General features: G+C 75.1%; 14 protein-coding genes. 6 read left to right on the forward strand and 8 right to left on the reverse strand.

Features of this window, described 5'->3' with window-relative positions:
* Positions 1-2 precede the first annotated feature (2 nt).
* Entirely contained in the window at positions 3-464 is a 462-nt protein-coding gene (locus H2O74_RS00575) for a hypothetical protein (protein WP_255491705.1), read from the reverse strand.
* Between the two features lie 712 nt (positions 465-1,176).
* Between H2O74_RS00575 and H2O74_RS00580 the strand changes: the two genes are divergently transcribed.
* Both H2O74_RS00580 and H2O74_RS00585 read left to right on the forward strand, forming a co-directional pair.
* Positions 1,177-1,860 carry a DUF2993 domain-containing protein gene (locus H2O74_RS00580; protein ID WP_182112652.1) on the forward strand — a complete coding sequence of 228 codons (684 nt, stop codon included), beginning with the start codon at positions 1,177-1,179 and terminating at the stop codon, positions 1,858-1,860.
* A 63-nt stretch (positions 1,861-1,923) separates the two neighbouring features.
* The gene (locus H2O74_RS00585) at positions 1,924-2,694 is read left to right on the forward strand and encodes a purine-nucleoside phosphorylase (protein WP_182112653.1); all 771 of its coding nucleotides are present in this window, start codon (positions 1,924-1,926) and stop codon (positions 2,692-2,694) included.
* 22 nt (positions 2,695-2,716) lie between these two features.
* Here the strand turns inward: H2O74_RS00585 and H2O74_RS00590 are convergent, their stop codons facing one another.
* Positions 2,717-2,905, reverse strand: coding sequence for an antitoxin (locus tag H2O74_RS00590; protein WP_182112654.1), 189 nt, complete (start codon positions 2,903-2,905; stop codon positions 2,717-2,719).
* A 203-nt stretch (positions 2,906-3,108) separates the two neighbouring features.
* Here H2O74_RS00590 and H2O74_RS00595 point away from each other — a divergent pair, with 203 nt between their 5' ends.
* A complete protein-coding gene (locus tag H2O74_RS00595; RefSeq protein ID WP_182112655.1) occupies positions 3,109-5,424 on the forward strand; it encodes a glycoside hydrolase family 3 N-terminal domain-containing protein in 2,316 nt (771 codons plus the stop codon).
* Between the two features lie 78 nt (positions 5,425-5,502).
* Here H2O74_RS00595 and H2O74_RS00600 read toward each other — a convergent pair whose 3' ends face one another.
* Together H2O74_RS00600 and H2O74_RS00605 are read right to left on the reverse strand one after the other, a co-directional pair.
* Complete coding sequence (locus tag H2O74_RS00600; protein ID WP_370525782.1) at positions 5,503-6,993, reverse strand: SPFH domain-containing protein; 1,491 nt, start codon at positions 6,991-6,993, stop codon at positions 5,503-5,505.
* Positions 6,994-7,017: 24 nt separating this feature from the next.
* Positions 7,018-7,497: an NfeD family protein gene (locus tag H2O74_RS00605; RefSeq protein ID WP_182112656.1), complete on the reverse strand. Its 480-nt coding sequence runs from the start codon at positions 7,495-7,497 to the stop codon at positions 7,018-7,020.
* 227 nt (positions 7,498-7,724) lie between these two features.
* Here H2O74_RS00605 and H2O74_RS00610 point away from each other — a divergent pair, with 227 nt between their 5' ends.
* On the forward strand, positions 7,725-8,591 hold the full coding sequence (locus H2O74_RS00610) for an SDR family NAD(P)-dependent oxidoreductase (protein WP_182112657.1): 867 nt from the start codon (positions 7,725-7,727) through the stop codon (positions 8,589-8,591).
* 29 nt (positions 8,592-8,620) lie between these two features.
* The gene (locus tag H2O74_RS00615) at positions 8,621-10,165 is read left to right on the forward strand and encodes a class I adenylate-forming enzyme family protein (RefSeq protein ID WP_182112658.1); all 1,545 of its coding nucleotides are present in this window, start codon (positions 8,621-8,623) and stop codon (positions 10,163-10,165) included.
* A gap of 9 nt (positions 10,166-10,174) precedes the next feature.
* Here the strand turns inward: H2O74_RS00615 and H2O74_RS00620 are convergent, their stop codons facing one another.
* A complete protein-coding gene (locus H2O74_RS00620) occupies positions 10,175-11,701 on the reverse strand; it encodes a glucose-6-phosphate dehydrogenase (protein WP_182112659.1) in 1,527 nt (508 codons plus the stop codon).
* A 199-nt stretch (positions 11,702-11,900) separates the two neighbouring features.
* On the opposite strand from H2O74_RS00620, the gene H2O74_RS00625 reads away from it, so the two are divergent.
* A complete protein-coding gene (locus tag H2O74_RS00625; protein WP_182112660.1) occupies positions 11,901-12,167 on the forward strand; it encodes a hypothetical protein in 267 nt (88 codons plus the stop codon).
* Between the two features lie 65 nt (positions 12,168-12,232).
* On the opposite strand, the gene H2O74_RS00630 is transcribed toward H2O74_RS00625, so the two are convergent.
* From H2O74_RS00630 to H2O74_RS00640, 3 genes are all read right to left on the reverse strand, one after another.
* On the reverse strand, positions 12,233-13,435 hold the full coding sequence (locus H2O74_RS00630) for a DUF4190 domain-containing protein (protein WP_182112661.1): 1,203 nt from the start codon (positions 13,433-13,435) through the stop codon (positions 12,233-12,235).
* Positions 13,436-13,831: 396 nt separating this feature from the next.
* The gene (locus H2O74_RS00635; RefSeq protein ID WP_182113963.1) at positions 13,832-15,220 is read right to left on the reverse strand and encodes an MDR family MFS transporter; all 1,389 of its coding nucleotides are present in this window, start codon (positions 15,218-15,220) and stop codon (positions 13,832-13,834) included.
* 168 nt (positions 15,221-15,388) lie between these two features.
* On the reverse strand, positions 15,389-15,952 hold the full coding sequence (locus tag H2O74_RS00640) for a hypothetical protein (protein ID WP_182112662.1): 564 nt from the start codon (positions 15,950-15,952) through the stop codon (positions 15,389-15,391).
* Between the last annotated feature and the right edge of the window lie 11 nt (positions 15,953-15,963).

Consider the following 15,963-nt stretch of genomic DNA (forward strand, 5'->3'; position numbering starts at 1 on the left):
CCTCACCACGACCAGCCGCGCGAGGCGAGCTCCAGCTCCTCACGGAAGCGCTCCGGCTCGCGGCCGGGCCCCCACGGCGCGAGCACCGCGTCCGCGTCCACCGGCACCCCGGCGAGCCGGCACGCCTCCGCGAGCAGCGCGTCGTAGGCGGCCTGCGCCGCGATGATCCGGCGGCCCCGCGCCCACGCCCGTGGGTCGACCTCGAGGCTGCGGAGCTGGGCCGCGAGGACGCCGAGCCGCACCTGCACCGCGAGCACGTCGAAGGGGTCGGGCGCCGCCGCCGGCGCCAGGGGTGCCCGTGAGGGGCCGTGCCGCCGCACGAGGCCGAGGCGTTCGGCCCGTCGACGCACCGCCCACCTGCGGGCGCGCACCCACACCCGCGGTGGGTCGTCGAGGACCAGCCACGCCAGCCCTCCGTAGACCACCGTCGGCAACAGCGTCCACAGCAGCGTCTGCACGGCCACGGCTCCTCGTCGACGAGGTCCTCCGAGCCTAAGCCGCCACCCCGAGCCCCGCCCCGCGACCACCACCGCCGCCCGCCCGCCCCCGCCTGCCCCTGCCGCCCCCACCTGACCCGCCCGCCGCCCGCCTGACCCGCCCGCCGCCCGCCTGACCCGCCCGCCCCCCGCCTGACCCGGCCGCCGCCCGCCTGACCCGACTGTCCCGCGTCGCCCTCGCCTCACCGGCCGGTTTTGGCACCGATCCGGGTGTGCCGACGCCCAGATCCGTTCCAAAACCGGGATCGAGGGCGGGGGCGGCGCTCAGCTGTGCGCGGGTCGGCCGGCGTCGGCGGGCTTCCTGACCGCGTCGGCGTCGCTGCCCCCCTCAGGCGCAGGTTTTGGCACCGATCTGGGTGTGCCGACGCCCAGATCCGTTCCAAAACCGGGCTCGAGGGGCGGCGGGCGGCGGTCAGCTGTGCGCGGGCGGCGTCGGCGGGCTTCCTGGCCGCGCGTCGGCGTCGCTGTCCCCCTCAGGCGCCGGTTTTGGCACCGATCCGGGTGCGCCGACGCCCAGATCCGTTCCAAAACCGGGATCGAGGGCGGCCGGGGGCGGCGAGGTGACGGCGGGGTGACGGCGGGACGGGGGACGGCGGTCGGGGGACGGCGGGTCGGGCGGGGCGGCGCGCTGGGCGGGTCGGGCGGGCGGTGGGGCGTGCGAGCGCCTACCGTCGCGGGCGTGGGAGTCAGGGGAGTGGTCGCAACCGTCGTCGTCCTCGGTGTGCTGGCGGGTGGTGCCTACGTCGCCGACGGCGTCGTCCGGGACCGCACGGAGGCGGACCTCGCCGAAGGGCTGCGCGCCCAGGTGCCCGGGCTCGACGAGACGCCCGACGTGACGATCGGGGGCTTCCCCTTCCTCACCCAGGCGCTCGCCGGCGAGCTCGACGACGTGCGCATCACCGCGTCGAGCGTGACGCTCGAGGGCCTGCCGCTGCACGACGTCGTCGTCCTCCTGCGGGACGTCTCCACGGACCAGCCGACGACGGCGGCGGAGGCGACGATGACGGCGTCGGCCCGCCTCGACGACCTCACGTCCCTGCTCTCCGTCGACGCCGACCTCGCCGTCGAGGGGCAGCACCTCGTCGCGTCGACGACGGTCCTCGGCATGCCGGTCGCCATCACGATCGCGCCGCGCGCCGCCGGGCGCGCGATCGAGGCCGACGTCGTCTCCTTCAGCCTCGGCGGCGTCCAGGTCGACGCCGACGACCTCCCGGCGCGCCTCGTCGAGCAGGTGCAGGGGCTCTCGGTCCCCGTCGACGGGCTGCCGGAGGGGATGGAGCTCACGGGACTGGCGCTCACCCCGGACGGGGTCGACCTCGAGGCGAGCGGCACCGACGTCGTGCTCGAGGTACCGACCGGGTGACAGCAACCACTCCGGGACCCGCGAGCGGTGAGCGCGTCGCACGGCAGCGTTAGGGTCGCAGACATGGCGACGCCGCACATCACCGCCGAGCCCGGTGACCTTGCCCCCGACGTGCTCATGCCTGGCGACCCCCGGCGCGCCACGCGCATCGCCGAGACGGTCCTCACCGACGCCCGTCTCGTCACCGACGTGCGCGGGATCGTCGGCTACACCGGGACCTACGACGGCCGGCCGGTGTCCGTCATGGCGTCCGGCATGGGGATGCCGTCGATCACCATCTACGCGACCGAGCTGTTCCGGTACTACGGCGCGCAGCGCATCATCCGGATCGGCACGGCCGGCGGCATGGCGCCGCACCTCGAGGTGGGCGACGTCGTCATCGCGAGCGCGGCCCACACCGACTCGGCGATGACGGCCCATCGCGTGCCGGGCATCCACTACAGCCACGCGCCCAGCTTCGCGCTCACGGCGGCCGCCGCGCTCGCGGCCGGCGTCGGACCGGGCGCGCCCGCGCCGGAGCCCGCCCCCACGCCCAGCGGCCGACGGCGTCGTCGAACGCGCCAGAGCGTCCACGTCGGGGCGGTCTTCACCTCCGACGCCTTCTACGCCGAGCGGGCGGCGACGCAGGAGCTGCTCGTCAAGCACGGCACGCTCGCGGTCGAGATGGAGGCCGCGGGCCTCTACGCGGCAGCCGACGCGGAGGGCGGCCAGGCGCTGGCCATCTGCACCATCTCCGACCTGCTGTTCCGCGAGGCGTCGCTGTCCGCCGAGGACCGCGAGCTGCTCTTCGACCGCGCGGTCGAGCTCGGCCTGGCGGCCTTCGCGACCGCCTGACGCGCCGGGCCGCGCGCCCCGGTCAGGGCTTCTTCTTCTGCTGCTCCAGCACGTCCTTGGCCTTGTCGACGACCTGGTCGATCTTGGCGTCGGTCGGGGTGTCCGTGCGCGCCTTGAGGGCGCGCGCCGCCGAGTCGAGCGCCTGCTGCGCCTTGTCCTCGTTGCCGTCGAGCGCACGGCGCGCCTTGCCCACGATGTCCTCGAGTCCCACGGTGCCTCCTCGGCCGGTGTGCGGGGTCACCCCCATGCCTAGGGCCACCGGGCACGCGCGGCAACCGGGACGCCGCGCCGGGCCGGGCGGCCCGCGCGCCCGGTTCGGACGGCAGCGCCGTTGTCTGTCACCCTCGACCACGGACCACGGACCCCGGACCGGCCCCTGCGCCGGCCCCGCCCGACCGACAGCAAGGACGCCCGATGAGCACCGCGACGACGCGCGCCCCCTACCGCGACCCCTCCCTCCCGATCGCCGAGCGCGTGCGGGACCTCCTGGGCCGGATGACGCTCGAGGAGAAGGTCGGCCAGATGATGCAGCTCGACGCCCGCGACGGCGTCGACGACCACGTGCTGCGCACCCAGGTCGGCTCGATCCTGCACACCTCTCCCGAGCGGGTGCTGCGCGCCCACGAGCTCACCGCGCAGACGCGCCTCGGGATCCCGCTCCTGGTCGCCGAGGACTGCATCCACGGCCACTCGTTCTGGGTGGGCGCGACGATCTTCCCGACGCAGCTCGCGATGGCCGGCTCGTGGGACGCCGACCTCGCGGCGCGCGTCGCGCGGGCCACGGCGGTCGAGGCCGCCGCGACCGGCATCCACTGGACCTTCTCGCCCGTGCTCTGCATCGCGCGCGACCTGCGCTGGGGCCGCGTGGACGAGACCTTCGGCGAGGACCCGGTCCTCATCGGTGAGCTCGCCTCGGCGATGGTGCGCGGCTACCAGGGCGACGGACTCGGCGACCCGACCGCGGTCCTCGCGACCGCCAAGCACTTCGCCGGCTACTCCGAGACCCAGGGCGGGCGCGACGCGTCCGAGGCGGACATCTCGCGCCGCAAGCTGCGCTCGTGGTTCCTGCCGCCGTTCGAGCGCGTCGCGCGTGAGGGCTGCCGCACGTTCATGCTCGGCTACCAGACGACCGACGGCGTCCCGATCACGGTCAACGAGTGGCTCCTGGACGAGGTGCTGCGCGGCGAGTGGGGCTACACGGGCACGCTCGTCACCGACTGGGACAACGTCGGCCGGATGGTGTGGGAGCAGAAGGTCCAGCCGGACCACGCGCACGCCGCCGCCGCCGCGGTCCGCGCCGGCAACGACATGATCATGACGACGCCCGGGTTCTACGAGGGCGCGCTCGAGGCTGTCGCGACCGGCATGCTCGCGGAGTCCGACCTGGACGACGCCGTGACGCGCATCCTCACCCTCAAGTTCGAGCTCGGCCTCTTCGAGGACCCGCGCCGGCCGGACGTCGCGGTGCAGGAGCGGGTCATCGCCTCGCCGGAGCACACGCGCCTCAACCTGGAGGTCGCGCGCCGCTCGCTCGTGCTGCTCCGCAACGACGGCGTGCTGCCGCTCGCGGGCGGCTTCCGCGCCGACCTCGCCGCCGCCGGCACCCAGCTCGTGCGCGGTGCCGACGGCGACACGACCCCGCGCCGCGTCGCCGTCGTCGGGCCGCTCGCCGACGACGCGCAGACGCAGCTGGGCGACTGGGCCGGCTCGTCCGGCCAGGCCGACTGGCTGCCGGACGGCCACCCGCGGGAGATGATCACCACGGTGCTCGACGGCCTGCGCGGCGTCGTCCCGGAGGGCTGGACGGTGACGCACGCCCGCGGCGCCGACATCCTCACCCTCGAGCCCGACCCCGAGGGCGCGACCTTCCCGGACGGCCAGCCCCGCCCGCCCGTGGTGGTGCCGTGCGCCCCGGACGAGGTGCTCATCGCCGAGGCCGTGGCGGCCGCGCGCGACGCCGACTACGTCGTCGCCGTCGTCGGCGACCGGATCGAGCTGGTCGGCGAGGGACGCTCGACGGCGACGCTCGAGCTCGTGGGTGGCCAGATCGCGCTGCTCGACGCGCTCGCCGCGACGGGGACGCCCCTGGTCGTGGTCCTGCTCGCGTCCAAGCCGCTCGTCCTGCCGGACTCGGCGCTGTCCGCGGCCGCGCTCGTGTGGGCCGGCAACCCCGGCATGCGCGGCGGGCAGGCGATCGCGGAGCTGCTGCTCGGGCTCGTCGAGCCGTCGGGCCGCCTGCCGATCTCGTTCGCGCGGCACGTCGGGCAGCAGCCGACGTACTACAACCAGATCCGCGGCCAGCACGGCGACCGGTACGCCGACCTCACCCAGCGCCCGGCGTTCGCCTTCGGTGAGGGGCTGTCCTACACGGACGTCGCCTACGAGGACCTGCGCCTCGACCGCACGACGGCGACGGCCGCCGACGTCGTCCGGGCGAGCGTGACCCTGCGCAACACGGGCGCGCGCCCCGCGCGGGAGACGGTCCAGCTCTACGTGTCCGACGCCGTGACGTCGGTGTCGTGGGCGGACCAGGAGCTCAAGACGTTCGCCCAGGTGGACGTGCCGGCGGGCGGCCAGGTCGAGGTGACCCTCGAGCTGCCCGTCGCCGACTGCACGATCGTGGACGCCGCCGGACGTCGCGTGGTCGAGCCCGGCGAGATCGAGGTCCGGGTCGGACGCTCGTCGCGTGCGCAGGACCTGCTCGCCGCGCGGTTCGTGGTCACCGCCTGAGCGTCCCGGCCCGGACGACGGAGGGCGCTGACGGCCGGTGCCGTCAGCGCCCTCCGTCGCTGTCTGGGTCCGTCGCCGTCAGACCGGCGGCGGCGGGGGCGGCGTCGCGCGACGGAACGCCCCGTCGTCCGAGCTCCGGCCGCCCGCGATCGACGAGATCAGCTGCGACAGGTCGAGGCCCGTGAGCTGGCGGACGACCTCCTGGCCCTCGCCGAGCACCGACGCCACGTTCTTGGTGATCGCGGAGGCGCCGTCGGTCGAGATGACCGTCATCTGACCGATGTTGCCGATCGGCTCGGCGGCGGCACGGACGATCTCGGGCAGGCGCGAGATGACCTCCTGCGCGATGGCTGCGTCGCCGTACTTCTTGAGCGCCTCGGCCTTGGCGTCCGTGGCGGCGGCCTCGGCGCGACCCTCGGCCTCGATGGCCGCGGCGCGCGCCTCACCCTCGGCGCGGATGGCCGCGGCGAGAGCCAGCTGGCGGTCGCGCTCGGCCTCACCGGCGCGGCGGACGGACTCGGCGTTGGCCTCGGCGTCCTGGATCGCGGCGGTCTTGTTGGCCTGGGCGATCGTCGTGCGCTTGTAGGCGTCCGCCTCGGTGGCGGCGTTCGCGGCGTCGCGCTCGGCGGTGGCCTTCTGGACGGCGGCGTACGCGGCGGCCTCGGCCGGCTTGCGGACGTCGATGTCGAGCTGCTCCTCGGTCACGCGAGCCTGCTCGGCGAGCGCCTCGCGCTGCTGCGCGGCGACGATCTTGTCCTGCTCCGCACGCGCGAGCTGACCGGCGGCCTCGGCCTCGGCGTTGGCGCGGTCCGTCTGCGCCTTGATCGCGGCCTGCTTGAGGTCGAGCGCCTTCTGGCGCTCGGCGATCTGCTCTGCGGCCTCGATGACGGCGAACTCGGCCGCCCGGCGGGCCTCGGCCTCGGAGACCTCGGCGACCTGGCGGGCGCGCGCGTTCTCGGCACGACCGAGGTTCGCGAGGTAGTCGGAGCCCGGCGTGGAGATGTCGGAGATGTTGAGCAGGTCGACCTGCAGGCCCTGCTCGGCCAGGTCGATCTTCGTCGACTCGACCACGCGGTCCGAGAGGCCCTTGCGGTCGGAGATGATCTGCTCGATCGTCATGTCGCCGACGATGGAGCGCAGCGAGCCCTCGAGGGACTCCTTGATGATCTCGGTCAGCGTGCCCTGCTGGGACAGGAAGCGCTGGGCGGCGCGACGCACGCCCTCCTCGTCGCCGCGGACCTTGAAGTTGATCGACGCCTTGATGGCGATCTTGATGCGGTTCTTGTCGACGCCCTCGACCGTGATGCCGATCTGGCGCTGCTCGAGCGAGATCGGGAAGCCCTGCTGCAGGATCGGCCAGACGAACACACGACCGCCGACGACGACGCGCTGACCCGTCTCGCCGACGGCGGAGCGGCCGGCGCCCTTGCCGACGATGATGAGCGCCTCGTTCGGGGGGACGCGGCGGATGCGGCGCGCGATGAACGCGACGACGGCGACCACGACGAGGACGAGCGCCGCGACGCCGATCACCGTCACGATCTCTGCGGGTACTCCGATGCTGTTCACGTGTGCCTCTCGGGGTGGGGGATCTCAGTCCTGGATCGAGGCGCCGGGGCGGGCGACCTTGACGCGGCCCCCGGACTGCTCGACGACGACGATGCGGGTGCCCTCGGGGATCTCGACGTCGGCCCACGCGAGGCGGCGCTCGAGCTCGCGCGGGTCGTCGAGGCTGACCTCGCCGCTGCGGCCGGGTGCGACGGGCGACGTCACGACGCCCTGCACACCCGTGAGCGTGTACGGCAGCCCGTCCTCGGACGCCTTGAGGTGCCCGACCATGCGCTGGACGCCGACCACGGTCAGCACACCGAAGGCCGCCGAGGCGACGTACGCCCAGACGGTCGGCAGCCCGTTGGCGGTGACGATCGCGCCGATCGCGCCGAACCCGAGGGCGCCCGCGCCGAGGGATGTGCCCGACAGCGCGCCGTCGCCGATGTCGAAGACGTCCCCGAGCGGGAGGGCGATCAGCAGGAGCGCGAGGCCGATGCCGCCGATGACCATGAAGGTGACCATGTGGTCGTCGCCCCGTCCCCCGTTGTGCCGCCCGCGGCACGCGCCTGCCTGCCTCGTGTCAGGCGGAACCATAGCCGGACCTGGCCGCCGGGGGGAGCCGCCACCGTGGTGACGTCCGACCGGCGCTGCGTAGGGTGACGCGCACGAGCCGCGCGCCTGCCGGCCACGGGTGCCGACGAGGGGAGCACGTGGTGGTGCGAGGACCCGACGCCCCGGGCGGCCCGCGGATGCCTCGGGCCGTCCTCCTCGCGACCGGGATGGCCCGCACGGGCGCCCCGCCGGACCGTGTGCGCGAGCGGGTCGGGGGACGGACCGTGGTCGTCACGGGCGCCTCCCGTGGGATCGGCGCCGCCACGGCCGAGCGGCTCGCCGCCGTCGGTGCGCGCGTCGTACTGCTGGCGCGGGGCGCCGAGGCGCTCGACGACGTCGTCGGCGCCGTGCGCTCGCGGGGCGGCACGGCGCACGCGATCGCCGTCGACCTGCGTGACCCGCAGGCGGCCGCCGCGGCGGGCGAGCGCATCCTCGCCGAGCACGGCACCCCGGCCGTCGTCGTGTCGAACGCCGGGCACTCGATCCACCGCTTCCTGGCCGACTACGCCGACCGCTTCCACGACGTGACCAGGACAGCCGGCGTCAACTACCTCGGACCTGTCGCGCTGCTCCTTCGGCTGCTGCCGGCGATGACGGCCGCCCGTGCGGGCCACCTGGTCCTCGTCTCCACCACGAGCGTCTCGGTCCCGCTTCCCGGCTGGTCCGCCTACGGCGCGTCCAAGTCGGCGCTCGACGCGTGGGTGGCGTCGGTCGCCCCCGAGCTCGCCGTCGACGGCGTCGCGACGACGACGCTGCGCCTGCCGCTGGTCCACACGGCCATGAGCGCGGCGACGCCCGCCTACCGGCGGGTCCCCGGGCTGCTGCCCGACGACGTCGCCGCGCTCGTCACGCACTCGGTGGTGGCCAGACCTCGCGTGGTGGACCCGTGGTGGTCGCGCGCGGCCGGGCTCGCGGTGGACCTCGCGCCCGGCCCGGTGGACCGCCTCGCCACGGGGTACGTCCGGGCGGTGCGGGCGGCCCGCCGGCGCCGCGACGTGCCGTGAGACGCCGGGCGCGGGCGCGGGTCCGCGGCGTGGGCGCCGGTGCGCGGGGGCCTGCCCAGGTGGCCCGCGGGCTCGCCGCCCTGGTCGCGGGCGATCCGGTGGGGACGTTCCGGCTGGTGCGGGCGCTGCGCCCCCGGTCGTTCGAGGGTGTGCTGCGCGCGGCGGCCGCGCGGCGCCCCGACGTCGTCGCGATGGTCGACGACCTCGGAGCGGTCGGCGCCGCCGAGCTCGACGCCGCCGCCGACGCCCTCGCGCGGTCCATCGCCCGGGCCCTCGCCCCGCCCGTCCCCGGCGCGGGCTCGCGGCGCCCGCGCGCCGCCCGCCCCCGCGTCGGCATCGTCGCGCCCGACGACCGCCGGTTCGTCGTCGCGGTCGCCGCGACGCTGCGGGCGGGCGCGGACGCCGTGCTCATCGGGCCGCGGTCGGGCGAGCTCGAGGTGTCAGGCGTCGTCGAGCGCGAGCGCGTGGTGGCGCTCCTGCGTGTCCCCGCCGAGGCGTCCGGGCCCTGGGCGTTGACCCGCACGTCCGTGGTGACGTCGCGCGACGGCCGGCGTGAGGCCGGCCGGCGGGACCGCGCGCCGCGCGTCGTGCTGCTCACGGCCGGGACGACGGGCGCCCCCGTGTCGACCGCGGGATCGCCCTCGACGGCCCGGCTCGTCCCGCAGCTGGCGCTGCTGGCGGCGACGGGCGTCCGGGCGGGCAGGCCGGTGCTGGTCCTGCCGCCCCTGTTCCACGGGCACGGTTTCGGCGTGCTGACGGCGGGGCTCCTCGTCGGCGCGCCCGTCGTGACCGCGGGCGAGCGCTCCGGCGCGGGGATCTGCGCGGCGGCCCGGCGGTACGGCGCCGCCGTCGTCACGGGGGTGCCCGTGCACCTCCAGCGCCTCGCCGACCACCTGGCCGCCGGGTGCCCGGACGCCCCCCGGCTGCACCGGGTGGTGAGCGGCTCCGCGGGCCTGCGGCCCGACGTCGCCGCGCGCCTGGCCCGTCAAGCCGACGGGGTGGTCGATCTCTTCGGCTCGACCGGCACGGGCACGCTCACCGTCGCGACCACCGCCGACCTCGCGGCGGCGCCCGGGTGCGTCGGTCGCCCGGTCGCCGGGGTCCGGGTCGCGGTGGTCGACGACGCCGGCCGCGAGGTCCCGCGCGGGACGTCCGGCCTGCTCGTCGCCGTCGAGCGCGGACGCCTGGTCCCGACGGGCGGGGGACGCCTGGTCCCGACGGGCGACCGGGCCGTCCTCGACCGGGCCGGCCGCGTGAGGCTCGCAGGCCGCGCCGATGCCGTCGTCGTCAGCGGCGGCGAGAACGTCCACCCGGGCGAGGTCGAGGCGTTCCTGGTCGCGCGGCCGGGGGTGCGCGACGCGGTGGTCGGCGCCGTGCCGGACGCCGTGCACGGCACCCGCCTGGTGGCCGACGTGGTGCTGGACGCCGCGGGCCCCCTGACGCCCGCGTCGGCGCCGCAGGAGCTGCGCACCGCCGTTCGCGCGCTCCTCGCTCCGCACAAGGTGCCGCGCGAGGTGCGGGTGGTCGACGAGCTCGACCGCTCGGCGGTCGGCAAGGCGCGGCTGCGGTCGTAGTCGCGGGAGCTACTGGCGGCCCAGCACCCAGCCGTGCGGCGCGGCGAGCTCGTCGGCCGCAGCCGGTCCCCACGAGCCCGGCGCGTACGGCAGGGGGTCGGGGCGGTCCTCACCGAGCAGGGGCTCGAACGTGCGCCATGCGGCCTCGAGGCCGATCGGCGTCGTGAAGAGCGTGCGGTCCCCCTGGAGCACGTCGTGCATGAGCGACGCGTACGCGGGCAGCGGCTCCCCGGGCGTGACGTCGTCGAGGAGCATCGTCGCGGTGCCGCGCGCCAGGTCGAGGTCGGGCCCGGGCTTCTTCACCGCCGTCGTCAGCGCGATCTCGCCGTCGCCGGCCAGCGAGAGGCTGATCGCGCCCGCCGGCACCTCGTCGCCGAACAGGTGCACGGGGTCGCGTCGCAGGACCAGCGTCACGCGCTGCGCGGACGCCGCCATCCGCTTTCCGGTTCGCAGCAGGAACGGCACGTCGCGCCAGCGCTCGTTGTCGATCCACAGGCGTGCCGCGATGAACGTGTCGGTCGTCGAGCCCTCGCGGACCCCCTCGATGTCCTGGTACCCCTCGAACTGGCCGAGGACGACGTCATTCACGGGGTCGAGGGGCCGGAAGTCGCCGATCGCGTCCTCCCGCGCCCGCACGAGGTCCGAGACCGCCAGGTGCCGCGGCGGTTCCATCGCGACCTGGCCGGCGACCTGGAACAGGTGGCTGACGACCATGTCGAGCGCAGCGCCGGTGGCGTCGTAGAACTCGGCGCGCTGGGCGACGTCGAGCGTCTCGGGCACGTCGATCTGCACCTGCTCGACGTGGTGGCGGTCCCACACGCTCGAGAACAGGTCGTTCGCGAAGCGCATGACGTGCAGGTTCTGCGTCGCCTCCTTGCCGAGGAAGTGGTCGATCCGGAAGACCTGGTCCTCCTCGAACACCTCGTGCACGACGGCGTCGAGCTCCCGGAAGCTCTCGGGCGAGGTCCCGTAGGGCTTCTCGTAGACGATGCGCACCGTCTCGTGCCGGCCGTCCGGCCCGACGGCCAGGCCCTGCGCGCCCATGGCCTCGGTGAGCGGCGCAAAGCCCTGCGGCGGGATCGCGAGGTAGTGCACGACGACGACGTCCTCCGGTCCCAGGGTCCGGGCCGCCGGCTCCTGGTCGCCCTCCGCGAGGGCCTCGGTCTCGGTGAGCTCGCGCCGCACCTGGTCCAGCGCCGCGGGCAGGCCGCCGCCGTCGCCGTCGGCCCTGACCTCGTCCGTGAACCGCGAGTGCCGGGTCAGCGCGTCGACGTCGTCGTCCGTGGTGCCCTCGTGGCCGAACTCCTCGAGCGCGGACCGGACGTGCCCGACGAAGTCCTCGCGGCTCATGGACTCCCGGCCGGTGCCCAGCAGGGCCCAGCGGTCCGGGAGGAGGCCCCGCTCGTGGAGGGTCGCGAGCGAGGGCAGGACCAGGCGGCGCGACAGGTCGCCGCGCGCGCCGTGCAGCACGAGGATCAGGGGTGCCGCGGCGCCCGCGTCGGACGGGGTCGCGGACGGCGTCTCGCTCGGGCTCATCGGGGAGTCCTCCTCGGGGCGGGTGCGCCTCGACGCTACGTCGGTCGTTGTCGCGGCGCGCGGCGGCGTGGTGGTGACCCGAACGTGTGACGTCGGCCACGTTCACCCGCACGCGAGGTCATGGCGCGGGCGGCGGTGCCGATCCATTGGGTACGACGCGGCGCAGCGGGCGCGGCGGGACCGACCCAGCGAGGCCACGATGAGCAGCAGCACCCTGACGCGGAACAAGGTCCGCGGCGCGTCGGCCGTCCTGCACGGCGTCCACCCGCTGCGCGGCTACCCCGTGACCTGGCACCTGACACCCCTGGCGTACCGCACGGGCGGGCTGGCGGACTTCCTCGTCGAGCGCGCCGACGGCCACATCGAGGACTCGCTGGTGTGGGACCTCGCCGAGAAGGACACCGTCATCATGACGGCGCACGAGATGTGCGAGCTGGTCCGGCGGTCCTCGGGACGCCCGGCCTAGACCTGCAGGACCGGCGCGGCCCGGCCCCGTCGAGGGGACCGGGGCCGCGCCCGTTCAGGCGCGTGTCACTGCGCGGCGAAGTACATCGTGTCGGAGTCGTACCCGACCGACAGGGCCCAGGTGCCGCCCGTGACGGCGTCGGCCGGGACCTCGAAGACCAGGTTGCCCATGACGGTCCCCCCCGTGGCGACCGGGTCCTGGGCCGACAGGTCCATGGGGGCGACGACGAAGCTGTCGTCGTACGCGGTCCCGTCCGCGGCCACGTACTCGAGGTAGAGGTCGATGAAGGCGTCGCCGGTCCCGGCGCCGAGGTAGGTCGCCGTCACGGGGACCAGGACGTAGACGTTGCCCGCGGCGGGCGGCTCGTTGAACTGGTTCTCGGCCTGCACGGCGGGCCACGAGTCCCACGACGCCGTGCCGACGGTGATCTCCCACAGCGGACCGGAATCGTCGGTGAACGTCACGAAGTCGACCCCGGGCAGCGCGGGGTCCTCGCGCGTGCCGAGAGCGCCGGAGCCTGCGCCGGGCGCCTGCGTCGGCTCGGCCGGCTCCGTCGGCTCGGCCGCGGTGCCGCCCTCGTCCTCGGTGCCGGAGCCGTCCGAGGTCCCGCTCTCGCGCTCCGCCTCCTCGCCGACCGTCTCGAACTCCTCGACGGCGGTGTTGACCTGGTTGATGGCGAAGAGCGTGAAGGACGTGACCACGAGGGCGATCAGCAGGGCCAGGGCGCCCGTGATGAGGCCGCCGAGGCCGAAGCCCTTGCCGCCCGGCTTCCGCATGGCGAGGATGCCGACCACCACGCCGGCGATGCCGAGGGCGACACCGAGGAACGGGATCCAGCACAGGACGAGGGCCGCGATGCCGACGACCAGCGCGCCGATCGCGATGCCGGGAGCCTTGGTCTGCGGCGGCGGGGCGTAGTTGCCTCCCGGGGGGCCGTAGCCCTGCGGGGAGCCGTACGCCGTCGCACCGAACTGCCCGCTGGGGTCCGGCATGCCGCCGTAGGGCGCCCCACCCTGCGGGGCGGTCGCGCCGTACTGCGGGCTCGTCGACGCCGCCGCGTACGGCGACGAGGCTCCGGGCTGCGGGGCGTAGGGGGACGTGGTCTCGGACGGGGTCGCGGAGGTCTGGGGCGGGGCGTAGGGCGTCGGTGCCGAGGCGTAGGGCGCAGCGGGTGTCGTGCCCTGGTTCTGGGCGTACTGCGGCGGCGCGTAGGGCGGCGGCGTGGGCCCGGACTCGGGCTCGCGGGCGTCGTTCTGTGGGTCGCTCATATTTGCTCCGGAGTGGCGGCGAGGGGGTGCGGGGGCACCCTCGCCCCGCATCGTTCGCTATGGCGGCCCGGCATGCGACCTCGTCTCGCCGATTCACCCGTTCGGAGTGCACGGTGCCTGTGCTCAGGATCACGCGTCCGACCGGGCCTGCGGGCTTGCGTAGGTACCCCCCAGTACGCATAAAGTTCAACTACCGAAGCCCCGCTGCCCGCCCCCCTGGCAGCGGGGCTTCTGTACGTCCACGATCGCGCGGCTCGGCGCATGGGCCAGCGAGCCCCAGCTCGGCCCCTCGTCTGCTGCCCGGATGTGCGGAGCGCGTGGCTGGAGTGGCCACTGGTGCTGAGGCGAATCGCGCTGGCCCCATGAGCCCCACCAGCACCATGGACCGCACATCCGTCAGCGCGCGGACGCGGGCCGTTCGACGTCCTGCGCCTGCTCGAGGTCCGCGGCCGGGCGGTCGCGGGGCATGGCGAGCGAGGCGGCCGCCGTGAGCGCCGCGACGACGGCGACGGCGACGAACACGCCCGTGGCCGCGCTGCCGAAGCGCTCCGGGTCCGAGAAGGCGTCGGTCCCGCGCATCGCGGCGTTGACGAGCGCGCCGAGCGCCGCGATGCCCACCGCGCTGCCCATCGACCGCGCGAACATGTTCGCGCCCGTGACCACGCCGCGCTCGCCCCACCCGACGCTCGACTGCGCCGCGATGAGCGACGGCGCGGCGACCAGGCCCATGCCCAGCCCGATGACGAAGCAGCACGCCGCCACCACGGGGATGGACGGCTCGGCGGAGAGCACCGCGAGCGCGGACGTGCTGAGGACGACGACGGCGATCCCGATCAGCACGGTCGTCCGGAACCCGAGGCGCAGGTACAGCCGCCCGGCCTGCGACGCGGCGATCGGCCACCCCAGCGTGAGCGCGGCCAGCGTCAGCCCGGACACCAGGGGGGAGACGCCGAGCAGCGCCTCCAGCCACGTCGGCACGTACGACGTGAGCCCGATGAGGATGACGCCCACGCCGACGCCGACCAGCGCGGTGGTCGCGAGCAGGCGGCGCGAGAGCACCCACAGCGGGAGCACCGGCTCGGCCGCGCGCCGTTCGACCAGCACGAAGCCGACGAGCATCACCACGGCGGCCGTGATCGAGGCGATGCTCTGCGGGGACGACCACTCCCACGCGTTGCCGCCCTCGAGCAGCGCCAGGATCAGCAGCGTGGAGCCGATCGACAGCAGCGCGCCCCCCGCCCAGTCGATGCGGTGGCGCTGCCTCTCGACGGTCTCGTGCAGGTGACGGACCAGCAGCCACGCGGCGAGCAGGCACAGCGGGATGTTGACCCAGAAGATCCAGGTCCAGTCGAGGAACTCCGAGAAGACGCCACCGAGGGTCGGTCCCACGACGCTCGACAGGGCCCACACGCTCGCGATGTAGCCCTGAGCCTTGGCGCGCTCGGCCACCGTGTAGATGTCGCCCGCGATGGTGATCGCCATGGGCTGGACGGCGCCGGCGCCGAGGCCCTGGATCGCACGGAACGCGATGAGCGCCGGCATCGACCAGGCGAACCCGCAGAGCACCGACCCGAGCAGGAAGAGCCCGATGCCGATGAGGATCACCGGCTTGCGGCCGATCGTGTCCGCGAGCTTGGAGTAGATCGGGACCGAGACGGCCTGGGTGAGCAGGTAGACCGAGAACAGCCAGGGGAAGGACGAGAACCCGCCGAGGTCCGCGACGATCGTCGGGACGGCGGTCGCGAGGATGGTCGCGTCGATCGCGACGAGCCCGGTCGTGACCATGATCGCCACGAGGATCGGGCCGCGGGTCGACCGGAAGCCGACGCCGTCGGCGGTCGTCCGGGTGGGCGTCGCGCGCTCGGTGGTCACGTGGCACGACAACACACCGTCGCACCGCGCGCATTCCGGGCGCGGGCGCCGATCACGTCGCCGGGACGCGACCGGCCGTCCTCACGGCCGCGGGGCGAGCGGGTGCTCGACCCGGTGCATCTCCCGCATCCCCTCGACGGCAGCCCAGATGTCCATCGCCACGTTCCCGCACTCGTCGGTCGGCTCCGTCGCGAGCACCGCGCGACCGTCCGCGTCGACCAGCCAGAACGCCGGCGTGGGGAAGGCCAGCTCGCAGTCGGGGTTGGCCGGCTGCAGGACGCGTGAGGGGCGGCGGAGCTGGGCGAGCACCGGTCCGACGTCGCCCTCGAACCAGACCTCGTTCATCGTCAGCGCCGCGACCTCGCCGTCCGTCACCGTCGCCTCGAGGTCGCACACGACCACGTGGACCGGGGTGAAGCCGCCCGGGACCGACCCGGGCGTCGACGCGTCCACCGGCCCGTACGCCTCGATCTCCTCGTAGAAGATGGTCCACGGGTCGAGGGCGCCGGAGGTGAGGCACGACGCGGCGCCCGCCACCGGCGAGGGCGGCGGGGGTCGGGACCAGGTGGAGGCGATCACGGCGACGGCCGCCACGGCGACCAGCACGAGGACGCCCGCGAACACCATTGCGGCACGACGGCTCATCGTCGGCCCCC

It is taken from the genome of Actinotalea sp. JY-7876 (assembly GCF_014042015.1).
GTDB lineage: Bacteria > Actinomycetota > Actinomycetes > Actinomycetales > Cellulomonadaceae > Actinotalea.